Raw genomic sequence first — 16,317 nt, forward strand, 5'->3', positions numbered from 1 at the left:
TTGACATCGGTAAGTGTCCCATGACACCGTACGTACATTGTACGTGAGACGTACACCGTACGTCCGCGCTTCGGGGAGGAGCGCAGGCCGAAGTGGACGCGGTCATCGCCGATGCCGCGGCGGGCTGAGTACGTTTGGATCACTCGACCCGAACACCTCGGAGGTTTGCATGCCCCTCGCGCACTTCGACGGCGCGCTCGCCGTCGTCACCGGAGCCGGCAGCGGGATCGGCCGGGCCACCGCCCTCGCGCTGGCCGGGAACGGGGCGAGCGTCATCGCGGCCGACATCGACCTGGCCGCCGCCGAGCGGACCATCGTCCGCGCCAAGACGGTCGGGGCGGGCGGCACCGCCTACGAGGTGGACGTGGCGGACGCCGCCGCGATGGAGACGTTCGCCGCCGAGGTGAAGGAAGCCCACCGCGTCCCCGACATCGTGGTCAACAACGCGGGCATCGCGCTCGCGGGCTCGTTCCTCGACACCGGCCTGGACGACTGGGACCGCATCATGGGCGTCAACCTGTGGGGCGTCATCCACGGGTCCCGGCTGTTCGGCCGGCAGATGCGCGACCGCGTGCACGCCCTGCCCAACAAGCCCGACAAGCCGAACCTCGGCGGCCACATCGTCAACATCGCGTCCGCCGCCGCGTACTCGCCGTGGCGCGCGATGCCCGCCTACTGCACGACGAAGGCGGCCGTCCTGATGCTCAGCGAGTGCCTGCGCGCGGAACTGGCCGGCAGCCGCATCGGCGTCACCGCCGTCTGCCCCGGTTTCGTCAGCACCGACATCGTCAGGAACGGAATCTACGCCGAGGGGGACATCAGGTCCGCCGAGAGGCTGCGGCAGCGCGGCCAGAAGGCCATCCGGCTGCGCAACTACCCGCCGGAGAAGGTCGCCGAGCGGGTCGTCAACGCCATCATCAAGAACAAGCCGGTGGTCCCGGTCAACTTCGAGGGCCACCTCCTGCACGCCCTGTCCCGGGTCTCCCCCGCCGCCCTGCGCCTGCTGGCCAAAATCCCCACCCCCCAGGGCTGACGCAGTCGCTTCGGCGACCGTTTATCTTGATGTCGAAGCGCTTTTAGAAAATGGTTCTTGAATGCCGGACGCATTGGTCTCAACGGGGGGAAGCAAAAGGGCCGCGGAGCGGGGTCCACTCCGCGGCCCATCGACGAACATGGGCGCTGTCCTGGAGTTATCTCACCCAGGACACTCCTACTGATTGCACGGTCACGTCGTCGACCTCCTCCTCCACGGCGCCACCAGCACGCCGATCCGACGCCCGATACGGGGGCATGATCGGCATACCGCCTCCCCTTTACTGGATCACCCTAGAGGTATTGACAGAAAACGTGCCATGCTCGGCCGAATCAGGTCAGAAATGATTTAGCGCCGCGAGCACTTCGCGGGCGGCGGTGGTCGCCTCGGCGAGGCAGCCGCGCTCCCGCTCCGCCCGCTCGCCCTTGGCGGGCGCCCGCTCGCTGTAGCTGACCGTGAAGACCGCGTTGCGGACCCGGACGGTGACCTGCCCGACCACGGTCGGCTGCCCCGCGTCGGCTTTGAACCAGCGGAACGCCTCGTCCCCGACACCGCCTTGACGCTCCAGCGTGATCGTCTGGACGAGCGGGGCGGCGTGCGCCTGGGCCCACTGCGCGTCGTAGTAGCTCTCGGCGTCCCGCACCGGGGTCCCGGTGTTGGCGGGCGCGTACAGCCGCGTCTCCACCCGCAGCCAGCGGAACTCCGACCCCGTCGAGGAGTACGTGCACGTGGTGAGCGTCGAGTTCGCGCTCTGCCGTCTGGTCGCCTTGGGCACGGCACGTTCGACGGTGCCTTCGGTCACCGTCCCGCACGGCGGCGGCAGCGCCGTGACGACCCGTGCCCGCTCCGCGGGCTCGGACGGCGGCGTCCGCGGCGGGACGCTCCGGCGCGGCGTCACCGACGCCCTGTCGGTCCCGCCGCCCTTGCCGGGCGCCACCAGGAAGACGGCCACCGCCGCCACGGCGAACGCGACGCCCGCGACCAGCAGCACGAGCCGCCTCGGCCGGCGCGCCGCGGACGGCGGCTCCGGCCCCGAGTACGGCCGCTGGAACGGTTCGACCGGACGCCGAGGCCCCACGTCCCGCTCCTCACTCCCCCGACTCGTCATGGCCCGCACTCCCGTCAACGTAGTCAGGCGCGCCGCCCCTGACCAAGCCCCCGGACGGTGTGGATTGTCAGCCCCCATGGTCACACTGGAGGGGTGCTGATAGCGGAGATCGCGCGGACGTCGGGGGCGGTGGCGGGCACCTCCGGCCGGAAGGCCAAGGTATCCGCGCTCGCGGAGTGCCTGCGCCGGGCGGGCGCCGGGCAGGCCGCGACCGTGGTCGCCTACCTGTCGGGTGAGCTGCCGCAACGCCAGATCGGCGTCGGATACGCATCGCTTCGCGAGGTGCCGCCGCCGGCCGCCGGGCCGTCGCTGACCGTCGCGGAGGTGGACGCGGCGTTCTCCGGGATCGGCGCGGTGTCGGGGGCGGGGTCGGTCGCGCGGCGGCGGGAGCTGGTCGCGGCGCTGCTCGGCCGCGCCACCCGCGACGAGCAGGATTTCCTCATCCGGCTGCTGGCGGGCGAGCTGCGGCAGGGCGCGCTGGACGGGGTGATGGCCGAGGCGATCGCGGTGGCGGCCGGGGTGCCGTCCGCGCAGGTGCGGCGCGCGTTCATGCTGCGCGGCTCGCTGGGGCCGGTCGCCACGGCGGCCCTCGCGGACGGGGCGGACGGCCTGCGCGCGTTCACGCTGGAGGTCGGCCGGCCGGTCAAGCCGATGCTGGCCGCGTCGGCACCGTCCATCGACGAGGCGTTCGGCAAGCTCAAGGCGGAGGCGGCCGTCGAGTGGAAGCTCGACGGCATCCGCGCGCAGGTGCACGTCTCCGGCGGCGAGGTACGGGTCTTCACCCGGACCCTGGACGAGATCACCTCCCGGCTGCCCGAGGTTACCGAGGCCGTGCACGGCCTGCCCGTCCGCGAGGCGGTGTTCGACGGCGAGCTGATCGCCCTGCGCCCGGGCGGCCACCCCCACCCCTTCCAGGTCACCGCCGCCCGCACCGCGACCCGCACGGCGAAGACGGCCGATCCGGTACCGCTGAGCGTCTTCCTCTTCGACGTCCTTCATCTCGACGGGAACGACCTGCTCGACGCGCCGGGGGCCGAGCGGAACGCGGCGCTCGCGCGGGTCGTGCCGGCGGAGCTGCGGATGCCCCGGATCGTCACCGGGGATCCGGCGCGGGCCAAGGCGATGTTCGACGAGGCCGTCGCGCGGGGGCACGAGGGCGTCCTGGTCAAGTCGCTCGACACGCCCTACACGGCCGGGCGGCGCGGCGCCGGGTGGCTCAAGGTCAAGCCGCGGCACACCCTCGACCTGGTCGTTCTCGCCGCGGAGTGGGGGCACGGGCGCCGCCAGGGGCTGCTGTCCAACCTCCATCTCGGCGCCCGCGACCCCGAGACGGGCGGGTTCGTCATGCTCGGGAAGACGTTCAAGGGGCTCACCGACGAGCTGCTCGCCTGGCAGACGAAGAAGTTCCGCGAACTGGCCGTGCGGGAGGACGGCCGGACGGTGCACGTCCGTCCCGAACTGGTCGTCGAGATCGCGTTCGACGGCGTCCAGCGCAGTCCCCGCTATCCCGGCGGCATCGCGCTGCGGTTCGCACGCGTCCTGCGGTACCGGCCCGACAAGTCCGCCGCGGAGGCCGACACGATCGGCACCGTCCGCGCCGTCGCCCCGGTCATCGACTAGGGCTGCGGGTCGTCGCCCTTGCCGGCGGCCGGCTCGCCGAGCCGAGCCGGCTCGGCGGGCTGAACGGGCTCGGCGGGTTCCGGTGGCGTCGGCGGGAGCCGCCCGCCGGGCCGGACACCGGGTGGGAACTCCCCGCCCCGGCGGGAGCGGCGGCCCCGCCTTTCCAGGGCGCGGGCCCGCATACGGGACGTGGTCCGGCGGCGGACCTGGGACAGCGTGCGCGCGGCGGCCTTGCGCTCGGCGCGGGCGGAGGCCCGGCGCCGCGTCCCGTCCTGCGCCTGCCGTGCGGCGCGGCGCGCCGCTCGCCGCGCGGCCCGGCGCCCGGCGGCGGTGCCGCGTTCGGCGCGGGCCGCCATCCGCGCGCCGCGCAGCCGGCGGCGGGTCCGCTCGGCGGCCTCGGCGCGGCGTTGCAGGAGCTCGGGCGGGATGAGGTCGTGCCGCCCCGCGATGAACTCCTGCACCCAGATCTTGCCGCGGATCAGCGGCCGGCGGAACTGCTTCTCCCGCCGGACGGCCCGCCGGTACTTGCGCGAGTCCGGGCCGTAGCGCCACCGCGACCACGGCGAGCCGGGCCGCGCCACCCGGATCGCACCCACGATCAGCAACGCGGGCACGAACAGCCCGATGAGGCCCGTCCAGATCTTGCCCTTCATCAGCGTGATCACCGCGAAGACGAGGTTGACGACGAGCGACACGGCGTAGACGCGGGTGAGGATGCCGGTGCCCGGATCGGGCGCGATGCCCTCGTAGCCGAGCGGGCGGATGCCGAGCAGCAGCAGCCCGGTCACCGCGATCGCGACGAACACGGCGTCGACGGACGCGCGGCCCTTCTCCGTCCAGTACACGTCGCTGAGGTGCAGGATCAGCGCGAACTCGTCCAGGACGAGGGCGGAGCCCATGCCGAACACGACGGCCGCACCCACCTCAAGGCCGACATAGGCGTCCGGGACGGCGAAACTCCCCACCCCGCCGAGCAGCATCAGCACGACACCGAACACGACATGGTGGATGTGGAGGTCGCCCACGGTCACATTGCGGAACCACCAGCGGACGTCCGCGCGGATCAGCCGGACGTTCACCCGCGTCAGCACGAACGTGATGATGAACGCCACGAAGAACCCGAACAGCGGCAGCCGCCCGGTCGCCAGGATCCGCTCGTCGAACATCTCGATCATCTGCCCCCCGCATCCTCCATAATGCACCGTGAAGTGCGCGGATATCGTGGACCCGGCCGATCAACGACGATCGAGGAGAACACTGCCGTGAGCCGCACCGTGGACCGCTGCGACCCTGGATACCGCGCATGGATCGCCGAGGCGATCCGCCTGGTCGACGCCGACGCCAACCGCAGCGCGGACACACACCTGCATGTGTTCCCGCTGCCGCCGGAATGGGGCATCGACCTCTACCTGAAGGACGAGTCCGTCCACCCGACGGGTTCTTTGAAACACCGGCTCGCCCGCTCGCTGTTCCTGTACGGGCTGGCGAACGGCTGGATCCACCGGGACACCACGATCATCGAGGCGTCCAGCGGGTCGACGGCGGTGTCCGAAGCGTACTTCGCGCGGCTGCTCGGCCTGCCGTTCATCGCGGTGATGCCGGCGTCGACCAGCCCGGAGAAGATCCAGCTGATCGAGTTCCACGGGGGCCGCTGCCATCTGGTGGACGACCCGTCCGCGATCTACGACGAGTCGCGGCGGCTCGCGGCCGGGTGCGGCGGCCACTTCATGGACCAGTTCACCTACGCCGAGCGGGCCACGGACTGGCGCGGCAACAACAACATCGCCGAGTCGATCTTCGAGCAGATGCGGCTGGAGCGGTTCCCCGAGCCGTCCTGGATCGTGGTCGGCGCGGGCACCGGCGGGACGTCCGCGACGATCGGCCGGTACGTGCGGTACCGGAGGTTCCAGACGCGGCTCGCGGTCGTCGATCCGGAGGGGTCGGCGTTCCACGGCTCGTTCGCCGACGGCGACCCCGGGCGGACGGCGGCGGGCTCGCGGATCGAGGGCATCGGACGGCCCCGCGTCGAACCGTCGTTCCTGCCGACGGTGATCGACCGGATGATCCGGGTGCCGGACGCGGCGTCCATCGCGGCGATGCGCTGGACGACCGGGGTCAGCGGCCGCGCCGTCGGCGGCTCGACCGGCACCAACATGTGGGGCGCGGCCGAGCTGATCGCGCAGATGCGGGCGCGCGGCGAGCGCGGCAGCGTCGTCACGCTGATCTGCGACGGCGCCGAACGCTACGCGGGCACCTACGGGTCGGACGCCTGGCTCGCGGAGCAGGGCCTCGACATCGCGCCCTGCCTGGCCGCGCTGGACGGCTTCCTGAAGACCGGCGAGATGCCCGCTATCCAGTGAACTTCACCGGGTTGACGAGGTCGGCGTAGATCAGCAGGCCGCCCATCACGATCAGCACGATGGCCATCACGTACGTCACCGGCAGCGCCTTGGCGACGTCCACATAACCGGGGTCGGGCCGGCGGAAGATCCTGGCGAACGCCTTCTTGACCGCCTCCAGCAGCGCGCCGGCGATGTGGCCGCCGTCCAGCGGCAGCAGCGGCACGAGGTTGAACAGCCCGACCGCGAGGTTCAGCGAGCCGAGCAGCATCACGAAGAACGAGACCTTCTCGGTGCCGCTGAGCTTCTCGGACGCGGCCACGTCGCCGCCGATGCGGGACACGCCCACGACGCCGATGGGCCCGTTCGGGTCGCGCTCCTCGTCGCTGAACGCCGCGTTCCAGACGCCGACCATCTTCTGCGGCATCCGCAGCAGCGCACCCGCGGTGCGCGCGGTCATATCGCCCATCGTGCTCGCGACCGCGCCGGGCCCCTGCCGCTCGATCGCGCTGGCGGGGGTGATGCCGAGGAACCCGACGTTGACGATCTTCTTCTCGTCCTTGAGGTCGTACATCTGGTTGCGGGTGATCGGGACGGTCAGCCGCACGTCCCGCCCGTCGCGCCGGACGGTCATCGGGACGGTCTTGCCGCCGTCCCTGCGGATCAGCTCCTGCAACTGCGCGTAGTCGTCGATCTTCTTGCCGTCGAACGAGACGATCCGGTCGCCCGCCTTCAGCCCCGCCTTCGCGGCGGGCGTCGGCGTGGCGTTCGCCGGGCAGTCCTTCACCTGCGACTGGCTCGCGGGCACCATGCAGGCGAGGACCTCGTGGATCACCGGCTGCGGCTGCTTCGTGCCGATCCCCATCAGCAGGATCGCGAAGAACATCACCGAGAGCAGCAGGTTCATCGCGGGCCCGCCGAACATGATGAGCAGCTTCTGCCACCACTTCTTGGCGTAGAACACGCGGTCCTCGTCGCCGGGCCGGACCTCCTCCAGCGCGGCGCCGCGCGCCGACTCGATGAGCCCCTGCCACGGGCCCGTGCTGACCCGCCGGACCTGGCCCGGGGCGTCGCCCCTGCGCGGCGGCAGCATCCCGATCATGCGGATGTAGCCGCCGAGCGGGATCCACTTGACCCCGTACTCGGTCTCGCCCTTGCGCTTGGACCACATCGTCGGGCCGAACCCGACCATGAACTGGGTCGTCCGCACCTTGAAGAGCTTGGCGAACGAGAAGTGCCCGAGCTCGTGCAGGGCGATGGACACCAGCAGGCCGAAGAACAGGATCAGCATTCCTGCCAGATAGACCATGCGGCTTGCCCCTCAGCTCGTGCTCCCGCCCACCGCGGGTGATCTCCAGCAACCAACTCAGGGTACGTGATCTGCTCCGCTTCGGTTGCCCAAGATCGGCATCGCCGCTCCGCAAACCCGGGCCGACCGTGGGTGGTCGCACGGCATGGCCGCTGCTAGATTGACGTCCAGCCGACGATCCCGTGCGGGAGAGTCCCTCGTAGCCGGCGAGGGACGCCGAAGGAGCAAACCCTCCCCGGAACCTCTCAGGCCCACGGACCGCACGGACTAGGCGACCTCTGGAAAGCGGGGACCCCGTTCCCCCGCCGAAGGTGAAAGCCCGCCGCCCGGCGGCGGGTGAAGCTCTCAGGCGCCGATGACAGAGGGGGAGGCACCGACACGCCCGGTGCGCGAGTGGGACGATGGACCACGCGTGCCCGTGACGAAGGAGCCGAACCCATGCCCGCCGATCCGACCGCGAAAAACGCGAAGCAGACGCCGCTGCACGACGTCCACCAGGACCTCGGCGCGAACCTCGTCGACTTCGCCGGCTACCTGATGCCGCTGCGCTACAAGAGCGAGACCGCCGAGCACGAGGCCGTCCGTACCGGCGCCGGGCTGTTCGACCTCTCGCACATGGGGGAGATCTTCCTCTCCGGGCCGGCCGCGGGCGCCGCGCTCGACTTCGCGCTGGTCGGCAACCTGTCGCCGATGCCGGTCGGCAAGGCCCGCTACACGATGATCTGCGCGCCGGACGGCGGCGTCCTCGACGACCTGATCGTCTACCGGCTGGAAGACGAGACGTGGATGGTGGTCGCGAACGCGGCGAACGCGGCCGTCGTCCGGGACGCGCTGATCGACCGGGCCGCGGGCTTTGACGCCGAAGTCGAGGACCGTTCCGACGCGTACGCGCTGATCGCCCTGCAGGGCCCGCGTGCGCAGGAGATCCTCGAAGGGTTCACCGACGCGCCGGTGGCGGGCCTCAAGTACTACGCGATCCTCGCCGGGCGGGTCGCCGGCCTGGACGCGCTGATCGCCCGCACCGGCTACACGGGCGAGGACGGCTTCGAAGTGTTCGTGGCCGCCTCCGACGCCGTCGCGCTGTGGCGGGCGTTCGCCGGGGTGGAGGGGGTCGTCCCGGCGGGGCTCGCGGCGCGCGACTCGCTGCGCCTCGAAGCGGGTATGCCGCTGTACGGCAACGAGCTGACCGCCGAGACGTCGCCGTTCGAGGCGGGCCTCGGCCGGGTCGTGAAGCTGGACAAGGCGGTCGATTTCGTGGGTAAGGCCGCTCTGGCGGAGCGGGCGAAGACCCCACCGGGCCGTAGGCTCGTGGGACTGGTCGCGCGGGGGCGTCGCGCGCCCCGCAAGGGGTACCAGGTCGTCACGTCCGGCGGCACGCCGTGCGGGGTCGTGACGAGCGGCGCGCCTTCGCCCACACTGGGCAAGCCGATCGCCATGGCGTACCTCGACAGCGGCGTTGAGGGGACGGACCTGGCCGTGGACGTCCGCGGCCGCCCCGAGCCGGTGGACGTGGTCGACCTGCCGTTCTACAAGCGTTCCTGAAAGAGAGAAGAGATCGTGAGCGTTCCGGAGCAGCTCCGCTACAGCGAAGAGCACGAGTGGGTGTCCGGCCTCGGCGGCGAGGACGGCATCGTCACCGTCGGCATCACGGCGCACGCCGCCGACGCCCTCGGGGAGATCGTCTACATCGAGCTGCAGCCGTCCGAGGGCGACACCGTCGAGGCGGGCGAGCCCTGCGGCGAGGTCGAGTCGACCAAGTCGGTCAGCGACCTGTACTCCCCCGTCAGCGGCGAGATCACCGCGATCAACAGCGCCGTGGTGGACGAGCCGAAGGTCATCAACGACGACCCCTACGGGGAGGGCTGGATCTTCAAGGTCCGGATCTCCGAGGAGCCGGGCGATCTGCTCGACTCCGTCGCCTACGACAAGCTGATCGAGGAGTCATGAGCCTCTACGATTCGCTCGCCGCGGCGGACCCGGAGGTCGCCGAGGCGGTCGCCGCCGAGCTGCGGCGCCAGCAGTCCACCCTTGAGATGATCGCGTCGGAGAACTTCGCGCCGGTCGCCGTGCTGGAGGCGCAGGGCTCCGTCCTGACCAACAAGTACGCCGAGGGGTACCCGGGCAAGCGCTACTACGGCGGCTGCGAGTACGTCGACATCACCGAGCAGCTCGCCATCGACCGGGCCAAGTCGCTGTTCGGCGCCGAGCACGCGAACGTCCAGCCGCACAGCGGCGCGCAGGCCAACACGGCGGTGTACTTCGCGCTGCTGCAGCACGGCGACACGATCCTCGGGCTCGACCTCGCGCACGGCGGTCACCTCACCCACGGGATGCGGCTGAACTACTCCGGCAAGGTGCTGAACGTGGTGCCGTACCACGTCCGCGCCGAGGACGGCCTGGTCGACATGGACGAGGTCGCCGCGCTCGCGGCGGAGCACCGCCCGAAGATGATCGTGGCGGGCTGGTCGGCGTACCCGCGCCAGCTCGACTTCGCGGCGTTCCGGGAGATCGCCGACTCGGTCGGGGCGCTGCTCATGGTCGACATGGCGCACTTCGCCGGGCTCGTGGCGGCCGGGCTGCACCCCTCGCCCGTCCCGCACGCCGACATCGTCACCACGACCACGCACAAGACGCTCGGCGGCCCGCGCGGCGGGCTGATCCTCGCCCGCGAGGAGTACGGCAAGAAGATCAACTCCGCGGTGTTCCCCGGTATGCAGGGCGGCCCGCTGGAGCACGTGATCGCCGCCAAGGCCGTCACCCTCAAGATCGCCGCGTCGGAGGAGTTCAGGGCCCGGCAGGCGGTCACCATCGAGGGCGCGCGGCTGCTCGCCGAGCGCCTCCTCGCCGAGGACTCGGCCAAGGCCGGCGTGAAGGTCCTCACCGGCGGGACGGACGTCCACCTCGTCCTGGTCGACCTGGTGGACTCCGAGCTCACCGGACGCGACGCCGAGGACCGGCTGCACGACATCGGCATCACGGTCAACCGCAACGCGGTGCCGAACGACCCGCGTCCGCCGATGGTCACCTCCGGCCTGCGGATCGGCACCCCGGCCCTCGCCACCCGCGGCTTCACCGCCGAGGACTTCACCGAGGTCGCCGACATCATCGCGCTGGCCCTGCAGCCGTCCTTCGACCGCGACGCCCTCGCGGCCCGCGTGAAGGCGCTGGCGGACAAGCACCCCTTGTATCCGAACCTGTGACATCGACGCGCCCCCTCCCCTTTCCCGGGGGAGGGGGCGCAGCTACAACGAGGTAGCAATGGCCATCAGCGTTTTCGACCTGTTCAAAATCGGCATCGGCCCGTCCTCCTCCCACACCGGCGGCCCCATGGCGGCGGCGCACCGCTTCGCCCGCGGCCTGGAACGCGACGGGCTCCTGGAGAAAACGGCGACGGTCCAGGTCGTCCTCTACGGCTCGCTCGGCCTCACCGGGAAGGGCCACGGCAGCGACAAGGCCGTCATCCTCGGCCTCGAAGGCGACAAACCCGAACTGGTCGACGTGGACCGGGTGGACGAGCGCCTGGCCGCCATCCGCGAACGCGGAGCCCTCCGCCTCTTCGGCGACCACGACATCCCCTTCGTGGTCAACGAGCACCTGCACTTCGAGCGCAAGAAGTCGCTCCCCGGCCACCCCAACGGCATGCGCTTCGCCGCGTTCGACGCCTCCGGCGACGAGCTGCGCTCCAAGGTCTACTACTCGGTCGGCGGCGGGTTCATCCTGGACGAGAACGCCACCGGCGCCGACCGCATCAAGCCGGACGACACCGTCCTGCCCCACCCGTTCGACACGGCCGCCGAACTCCTCGACCGCTGCCACGAGACGGGCCTGTCGGTCTCCGCCCTGATGCTGGAGAACGAGGAGGCGTTCGGCCGCACCGCCGCGGAGGTCCGCGCCGGGCTCCTGGACCTCTGGCAGGTGATGCGCGCCTGCGTGGCCCGGGGCTGCGCCCGCGAGGGCCTGCTGCCCGGCGGCCTGAAAGTACGCCGCCGCGCCCCCCAGCTCCATCGCCAGCTTTCGGCGGAGAAGGCCTCCGACCCCCTCCACGCGATGGACTGGGTCACCCTCTTCGCCCTGGCCGTCAACGAGGAGAACGCCGCAGGCGGCCGCATCGTCACCGCCCCCACCAACGGCGCCGCCGGCATCATCCCGGCCGTCCTGCACTACTACGACCGTTTCCTGCCCAGCGACGACGACGGCATCGTCCGCTTCCTGCTGACCGCCGGCGCGATCGGCGTCCTGTTCAAGCAGAACGCCTCCATCTCCGGCGCCGAGGTCGGCTGCCAGGGCGAGGTCGGCTCCGCCTGCTCCATGGCCGCCGCCGGGCTCACCGAGGTCCTGGGCGGCACCCCCGAACAGGTCGAGAACGCCGCCGAGATCGGCATCGAACACAACCTGGGTCTCACCTGCGACCCCGTCGGCGGCCTCGTCCAGGTCCCCTGCATCGAACGCAACGCGGTGGGCGCCATCAAGGCCATCAGCGCCGCCCGCATCTCCCTGCGCGGCGACGGCCGCCACTTCGTCTCCCTCGACAAGGCCATCAAGACCATGCGCGACACCGGCCGCGACATGCTCGACAAGTACAAGGAGACCTCGCGCGGCGGCCTCGCCGTCAACGTCATCGAGTGCTGATCACCTGGCCAGGGCCTTCAAGCCCTGGCCAGGACAGCACGCCTAACCCCGCCGAACTCGTCTTACGCCTTCCCGTTTCCCATGGCTTCCCCGGAAGCGGATGCGGCTCCTCAAGAGACGCGGGCTCGCAGGAGGCAGAACTCGTTGCCTTCCGGGTCGGCGAGCACGTACCAGGACTCCTGGCCGCTCTGACCGACGTCGGCGCGCTGCGCACCCGCGGCAAGAAGGCGTTCCAGCTCGGCGTCCTGGTCACGGTCGGTGCTGTTGACATCGAAATGCAGGCGCAACTTGCCGTTCTTGGGCTCCTCGGTCCGGCTGAACACCAGAGTGAGCCGGCGATCGTCCTCCCTGTCCGGGGAGCCGATCTCGACGTCGTCCCCCTCTTTCCCCAGCACGACAAAGCCCAGCACCTCACACCAGAAGCGGGCAAGGTAGTCCGGATCCCGACAATCCACCACGAGCTCGGTGATACGACAGGCCATGATCTTCTCTACCACATCCCGCTCTCAACCACTCCGCGATCGCAGTCACGCTCAGCGAGTACGGGGATCACTGGGACAACGACGCCCCCAGGGATTCGACCCCGGGCACGCAGCCACCCAGTGCCGGCGCCGAGCACCTCCACAGAGCGCACAAGCACTGTGGCGGGAGCAGGCTTGGGAGCGGTTCCGAGGCAACACGGCAGCACATACCAACACGAGGTCGGCAAATCAGCGGCCACCGAAGGGTGTAGCCGTGAAACTTCCTGAAACATCATTGACTCACCCACCGATATCCCATGAGCCTCGGGTGATGCAACACCGTGAAATACCGGCCTGGGAGGCGCCGATGATGCGTATCCGCAAGATCGCTCAAGACCCCGACTCTCGCCCCAACGGCTCACCGACGCTCTACCGGACGGACAGAGGCTCATGGCTCGTTCAGGGCTGGGACGTCACCGACCCCGACGTGCTCGCGGAGATGAACATCCCCGAGGGAGAATCCGCCGTTGAGATCCCGGACAGGATGATCCCCTTCTTCCAGAACCAGGCGGACCATGACGGAACCGAGGAAGAGGGCAGGTAAATGGCGGCACTCGGCCGCGAAGCATTCGACGCCCTCTTCGAAGGGTTCAGCAGCGAGGTCCTCCATCTGGAGATGAGGGACGCCTACGGAACCGAGACAGAGATCCCGCAAATGGCAAAATGGAAGGCCGGAGAGCCCGACGACTTCGTATGGCTGCAAGGCTGGTGTGACACGCTGCGACGCGGAACCGCAGCCGGGAAGACCTTCCGGCGCGCATTGGTGGTCTCGGAACCCCTGAGCGAGTATCAACACTGGGCGCACTCCACTACACAACCACTCGTGGACGCAGGGGAAGATATTCGCTGGATTCCCCGGCGTCGCATCTCGTCCATACCGCTCCCCGGAAATGACTGCTACATCATTGACGGCTCTCTTGTGGTCTGGATGCACTATTCAGGCGAAGGCGCCTCAACCGGAATAGAGACGTCAACAAACCCGGCCCATATCGACCTCTGCCGCTCCGCCTTCGCGGCCGTGTGGCAACTGGGCACCCCGCATAGCGAGTACGAGCCCGTCTAGGCCAGATGTCGAGTCAGGTCCACAAGGCCAAGGAAGCGTTCGGGGCACGTCTCCGTGACCTTCGCAAGGATGCGAACCTGACGGGACGTGCCCTGGCCACCGCTACGGGACTTCACTTCACCAAAGTGTCCCGCATCGAACATGCGAGACAGAATCCATCCGAGGATGACATCCGGCTTTGGTGTCGGGCCTGCGGTGCCGAGGATCAGATTCCCGAAGAAACGACGTCTCTTCGTAGCACCCGAACAGGGAAACTACAGAGTACCGGAGTGGGCGAACCCCACACCGAAGAACACGGCAGAGCCACGTAGGCGAATGGACTAGCTAAACGGCGTCCGACAGAGCATGGATTTCGCGCACTTCCGGCAGAGCGCGAGCTTGCCCAGGCAAGAGACCAACGATAGATCTAGCCAGCAAACGCCCCCCGGCACTACCACGTGTCTGCACTTGAAGCGTATCCAAAGCCAATTGAAGACCGTTCGCAATCTCGCACTCTTTTACCAGCGACACCGCTTGCATAAGTGCAAGATTTGCTTGTGGAGCAAAAGCAGTCACCGGATAGAGTGCACGGGCTTGAGTCAGAGATGATTCGGCACGTTTATCCCCAATATGCACATAGGCGTAAGATTCGGCCCAGAGTCGTTGAGCCTCTCGGTACTCAAAAACCGACTGCCCGATAGAAGAATTGGACATGCTTTCACAAGTACGGTTCAAATCCGCCAACGAGACGCGAACACCCTCATTGTCGTTTTGGTGAACCGCAAGGCAAGTACGTGCAACATAAGCACGCGCCAGCCCAAAAGAGGGTGCCCCGCCCGCTATTTGTACGGCTTCATCCACCAATTTTGCGACAACCGAGGGAGAGCGTCCAGCGAAGAATGCGTCTTGAGCGGCTCGTCCTCGCGTCCAGATCTGCATTTCCCGATCACCGGACGCGTCCGCTGCACGAATGGCGGTAGCCCATACGATGCGCGCCGAACGCTGGTCATTGGCGTCCACGAACTCAATAGCCAATAAGCCGGAAAGCGCTGCACACACTCGCAGTAATCCCGCTTGCTGCAAAGGCGGAAGGCGACGCTTGAACAATTCGCCCATGGCCACAAGGTCGGAAGTCAAGTCACCTACCATCGCGCCCGCCGGCGAAATGTGGAGCCGATAATCATAATCAGATACCAGGCGTTCCCACTCGGCAACGTCCAGGGGGTTACCAAACGCCTCCTCAACCCCGGAGAGTGCCGTTTCAATGGTTCCCGGTGGAATCGCGACCCCTGCGCTGAGCGCGGCGATCACCTGTAGTGCTGCGCGGCGTCTCACGTCGTCCTCCTGGTTGGGAGCAGGACTCCCAACCAGCGTACCCGCGAGGGACGTGTTTCGATCTCCCCCCTGCTTCCGATCGGGGACGAGCCCGGCAAGCTCGCCGTCAGCACTCAGAGCGGCGGCCGGGGTCGGGCCGAGTAGATCCGATTCGGGGATGCCCAGCACGCGGGCATACGCGGCTCGGTAACGCGCGTCGGTGATCTCGACGGCTCCGGACTCCCACCGCTTGACGTACGTCACGAACGACGGTAATTCCGGCTTTTGATGGTCATCCACGGCATCGCGCAGGAACCGGGCCATTCTACGCACGCCCCAACCGCGCCGTTCGCGTTCGGTCTTCAAGCGCACCGCTTGTGCGCGCCGAGCATCGTCGGTCGTCATGAGGGACACGCACCTTCCGCTATCCCGTTGTCAGCAGCCCCAGGCCAATCCTTTTCACAGTAACCTCAACATGGCTCCCATGCCGACCTGTTAGAGCAGATCAAGCACGGGCATCCGACAACAAAGACACGAACACCTTTGCCCACCCGTTGCCGGGAGGCTCCTACCCGGCAATGGGGAGCCGGAGAGGGAGCCAACGCCCCCGGACCAGGCCGGACCACCGCCGACCCAACACGACACGCACTCGGCGCATCCCCAGGTCAGAGGGCAGACGGGAGTCTCCGTCAAACTCCTTGACGGCAATCCTTGTGTCCCTGTCCGGCTAGGGCGTCCAGATCGCGCTCGCCCGGCTCAAGGTCCTGGACGAGCGCATCGCCGCCCAGACCGAGGCACGCAACCGTCTCGCGGTCGCCCTGCGCAAGGCGACCGGGCACCCGGGCGGTTGAGTTCCGCGGGTGGTGTCGCGGGATGCTAGTGGAGCGGGATGTCGATCCCGTGCTCGGCCGCGGGGCGCGGGCCGTGGATGCGCCGGTCGGCTTCGCCGATCGGCAGATCGTTGATGCTCGCCTCGCGGCGCCGCATCAGGCCGTGCTCGTCGAACTCCCACAGCTCGTTGCCGTAGCTGCGCCACCACTGCCCGTCGAGGTCGCGGCACTCGTACTGGAACCGGACGGCGATCCGGTTCTCGCGGAATCCCCACAGGCTCTTGCGCAGCGCGTAGTCGAGCTCCCGCTCCCACTTCTCGGTCAGGAAGGCGATGATCTCCTCGCGGCCGGTGACGAACCGGTCCCGGTTCCGCCAGACCGAGTCGGGCGTGTAGGCCAGCGCCACCCGCTGCGGGTCGCGGGTGTTCCAGGCGTCCTCGGCCGACTGGACCTTCTGCAGGGCGGTCTCCAGGGTGAACGGCGGGTAGGGCGGACGGGCTTGCGCCATGACGGCCTCCTCATGTTGAGAACGTACGTTCTCTACCAACGTCCACTAACGTAGGGAACGACCG

16 protein-coding genes and 1 riboswitch are annotated in these 16,317 nt (G+C 69.0%); of the genes, 10 read left to right on the forward strand and 6 right to left on the reverse strand.

Annotated elements, in window-relative coordinates:
• The first annotated feature begins 169 nt into the window (after window positions 1-169).
• On the forward strand, window positions 170-1,033 hold the full coding sequence (locus tag ACQP1N_RS26800) for an SDR family NAD(P)-dependent oxidoreductase (protein WP_067798743.1): 864 nt from the start codon (window positions 170-172) through the stop codon (window positions 1,031-1,033).
• A gap of 337 nt (window positions 1,034-1,370) precedes the next feature.
• On the opposite strand, the gene ACQP1N_RS26805 is transcribed toward ACQP1N_RS26800, so the two are convergent.
• Window positions 1,371-2,111, reverse strand: a complete 741-nt coding sequence (locus ACQP1N_RS26805) for a hypothetical protein (protein ID WP_433227410.1) — start codon at window positions 2,109-2,111, stop codon at window positions 1,371-1,373.
• 123 nt (window positions 2,112-2,234) lie between these two features.
• Here ACQP1N_RS26805 and ACQP1N_RS26810 point away from each other — a divergent pair, with 123 nt between their 5' ends.
• Window positions 2,235-3,761, forward strand: a complete 1,527-nt coding sequence (locus tag ACQP1N_RS26810) for an ATP-dependent DNA ligase (RefSeq protein ID WP_433227411.1) — start codon at window positions 2,235-2,237, stop codon at window positions 3,759-3,761.
• On the opposite strand, the gene ACQP1N_RS26815 is transcribed toward ACQP1N_RS26810, so the two are convergent.
• Complete coding sequence (locus ACQP1N_RS26815; protein WP_433227412.1) at window positions 3,758-4,936, reverse strand: hypothetical protein; 1,179 nt, start codon at window positions 4,934-4,936, stop codon at window positions 3,758-3,760. The genes ACQP1N_RS26810 and ACQP1N_RS26815 overlap by 4 nt on opposite strands.
• 87 nt (window positions 4,937-5,023) lie before the next feature.
• On the opposite strand from ACQP1N_RS26815, the gene ACQP1N_RS26820 reads away from it, so the two are divergent.
• A complete protein-coding gene (locus tag ACQP1N_RS26820) occupies window positions 5,024-6,121 on the forward strand; it encodes a PLP-dependent cysteine synthase family protein (protein WP_067797241.1) in 1,098 nt (365 codons plus the stop codon).
• Here ACQP1N_RS26820 and ACQP1N_RS26825 read toward each other — a convergent pair.
• Window positions 6,111-7,409, reverse strand: coding sequence for a M50 family metallopeptidase (locus tag ACQP1N_RS26825; RefSeq protein WP_433227413.1), 1,299 nt, complete (start codon window positions 7,407-7,409; stop codon window positions 6,111-6,113). The two genes, ACQP1N_RS26820 and ACQP1N_RS26825, sit on opposite strands and share 11 nt — an antisense overlap.
• 175 nt (window positions 7,410-7,584) lie before the next feature.
• Window positions 7,585-7,680, forward strand: a riboswitch (glycine riboswitch).
• A gap of 167 nt (window positions 7,681-7,847) precedes the next feature.
• Between ACQP1N_RS26825 and gcvT the strand changes: the two genes are divergently transcribed.
• The 4 genes from gcvT to ACQP1N_RS26845 are packed head-to-tail and all read left to right on the forward strand — an operon-like array spanning window position 7,848 to window position 12,038.
• Window positions 7,848-8,951, forward strand: a complete 1,104-nt coding sequence (gene gcvT / locus ACQP1N_RS26830; RefSeq protein WP_433227414.1) for a glycine cleavage system aminomethyltransferase GcvT — start codon at window positions 7,848-7,850, stop codon at window positions 8,949-8,951.
• Window positions 8,952-8,966: 15 nt separating this feature from the next.
• Complete coding sequence (gene gcvH / locus ACQP1N_RS26835) at window positions 8,967-9,356, forward strand: glycine cleavage system protein GcvH (RefSeq protein WP_067797234.1); 390 nt, start codon at window positions 8,967-8,969, stop codon at window positions 9,354-9,356.
• A complete protein-coding gene (gene glyA / locus ACQP1N_RS26840; RefSeq protein WP_433227415.1) occupies window positions 9,353-10,609 on the forward strand; it encodes a serine hydroxymethyltransferase in 1,257 nt (418 codons plus the stop codon). The genes gcvH and glyA overlap by 4 nt, the downstream gene beginning before the upstream one ends.
• Before the next feature lie 58 nt (window positions 10,610-10,667).
• The gene (locus ACQP1N_RS26845) at window positions 10,668-12,038 is read left to right on the forward strand and encodes an L-serine ammonia-lyase (RefSeq protein WP_433227416.1); all 1,371 of its coding nucleotides are present in this window, start codon (window positions 10,668-10,670) and stop codon (window positions 12,036-12,038) included.
• Window positions 12,039-12,148: 110 nt separating this feature from the next.
• On the opposite strand, the gene ACQP1N_RS26850 is transcribed toward ACQP1N_RS26845, so the two are convergent.
• Window positions 12,149-12,520, reverse strand: a complete 372-nt coding sequence (locus tag ACQP1N_RS26850) for a VOC family protein (RefSeq protein WP_067797263.1) — start codon at window positions 12,518-12,520, stop codon at window positions 12,149-12,151.
• Between the two features lie 346 nt (window positions 12,521-12,866).
• Between ACQP1N_RS26850 and ACQP1N_RS26855 the strand changes: the two genes are divergently transcribed.
• The 3 genes from ACQP1N_RS26855 to ACQP1N_RS26865 are packed head-to-tail and all read left to right on the forward strand — an operon-like array spanning window position 12,867 to window position 13,933.
• Window positions 12,867-13,103, forward strand: coding sequence for a hypothetical protein (locus ACQP1N_RS26855; RefSeq protein WP_242608896.1), 237 nt, complete (start codon window positions 12,867-12,869; stop codon window positions 13,101-13,103).
• Window positions 13,104-13,622, forward strand: a complete 519-nt coding sequence (locus ACQP1N_RS26860; RefSeq protein WP_067797228.1) for a DUF6879 family protein — start codon at window positions 13,104-13,106, stop codon at window positions 13,620-13,622.
• Between the two features lie 5 nt (window positions 13,623-13,627).
• A complete protein-coding gene (locus ACQP1N_RS26865; protein ID WP_084262839.1) occupies window positions 13,628-13,933 on the forward strand; it encodes a helix-turn-helix domain-containing protein in 306 nt (101 codons plus the stop codon).
• A 13-nt stretch (window positions 13,934-13,946) separates the two neighbouring features.
• Here the strand turns inward: ACQP1N_RS26865 and ACQP1N_RS26870 are convergent, their stop codons facing one another.
• A complete protein-coding gene (locus tag ACQP1N_RS26870; protein ID WP_174548849.1) occupies window positions 13,947-15,320 on the reverse strand; it encodes an XRE family transcriptional regulator in 1,374 nt (457 codons plus the stop codon).
• A 471-nt stretch (window positions 15,321-15,791) separates the two neighbouring features.
• A complete protein-coding gene (locus ACQP1N_RS26875; protein ID WP_433227417.1) occupies window positions 15,792-16,253 on the reverse strand; it encodes a nuclear transport factor 2 family protein in 462 nt (153 codons plus the stop codon).
• Window positions 16,254-16,317 lie beyond the last annotated feature (64 nt).

The sequence above is a fragment of the Actinomadura formosensis genome, assembly GCF_050948385.1.
In the GTDB taxonomy this organism is placed as follows: domain Bacteria; phylum Actinomycetota; class Actinomycetes; order Streptosporangiales; family Streptosporangiaceae; genus Spirillospora; species Spirillospora formosensis.

Bases quoted from the DNA above. Each gene is read 5' to 3' on its own strand.
- ACQP1N_RS26800 (WP_067798743.1), top strand. From the start codon at position 170: ATGCCCCTCGCGCACTTCGACGGCGCGCTCGCCGTCGTCACCGGAGCC.
- ACQP1N_RS26815 (WP_433227412.1), bottom strand. From the start codon at position 4,936: ATGATCGAGATGTTCGACGAGCGGATCCTGGCGACCGGGCGGCTGCCG.
- ACQP1N_RS26825 (WP_433227413.1), bottom strand. From the start codon at position 7,409: ATGGTCTATCTGGCAGGAATGCTGATCCTGTTCTTCGGCCTGCTGGTG.
- gcvT (WP_433227414.1), top strand. From the start codon at position 7,848: ATGCCCGCCGATCCGACCGCGAAAAACGCGAAGCAGACGCCGCTGCAC.
- glyA (WP_433227415.1), top strand. From the start codon at position 9,353: ATGAGCCTCTACGATTCGCTCGCCGCGGCGGACCCGGAGGTCGCCGAG.
- ACQP1N_RS26845 (WP_433227416.1), top strand. From the start codon at position 10,668: ATGGCCATCAGCGTTTTCGACCTGTTCAAAATCGGCATCGGCCCGTCC.
- ACQP1N_RS26850 (WP_067797263.1), bottom strand. From the start codon at position 12,520: ATGGCCTGTCGTATCACCGAGCTCGTGGTGGATTGTCGGGATCCGGAC.
- ACQP1N_RS26855 (WP_242608896.1), top strand. From the start codon at position 12,867: ATGATGCGTATCCGCAAGATCGCTCAAGACCCCGACTCTCGCCCCAAC.
- ACQP1N_RS26860 (WP_067797228.1), top strand. From the start codon at position 13,104: ATGGCGGCACTCGGCCGCGAAGCATTCGACGCCCTCTTCGAAGGGTTC.
- ACQP1N_RS26865 (WP_084262839.1), top strand. From the start codon at position 13,628: ATGTCGAGTCAGGTCCACAAGGCCAAGGAAGCGTTCGGGGCACGTCTC.
- ACQP1N_RS26870 (WP_174548849.1), bottom strand. From the start codon at position 15,320: ATGACGACCGACGATGCTCGGCGCGCACAAGCGGTGCGCTTGAAGACC.
- ACQP1N_RS26875 (WP_433227417.1), bottom strand. From the start codon at position 16,253: ATGGCGCAAGCCCGTCCGCCCTACCCGCCGTTCACCCTGGAGACCGCC.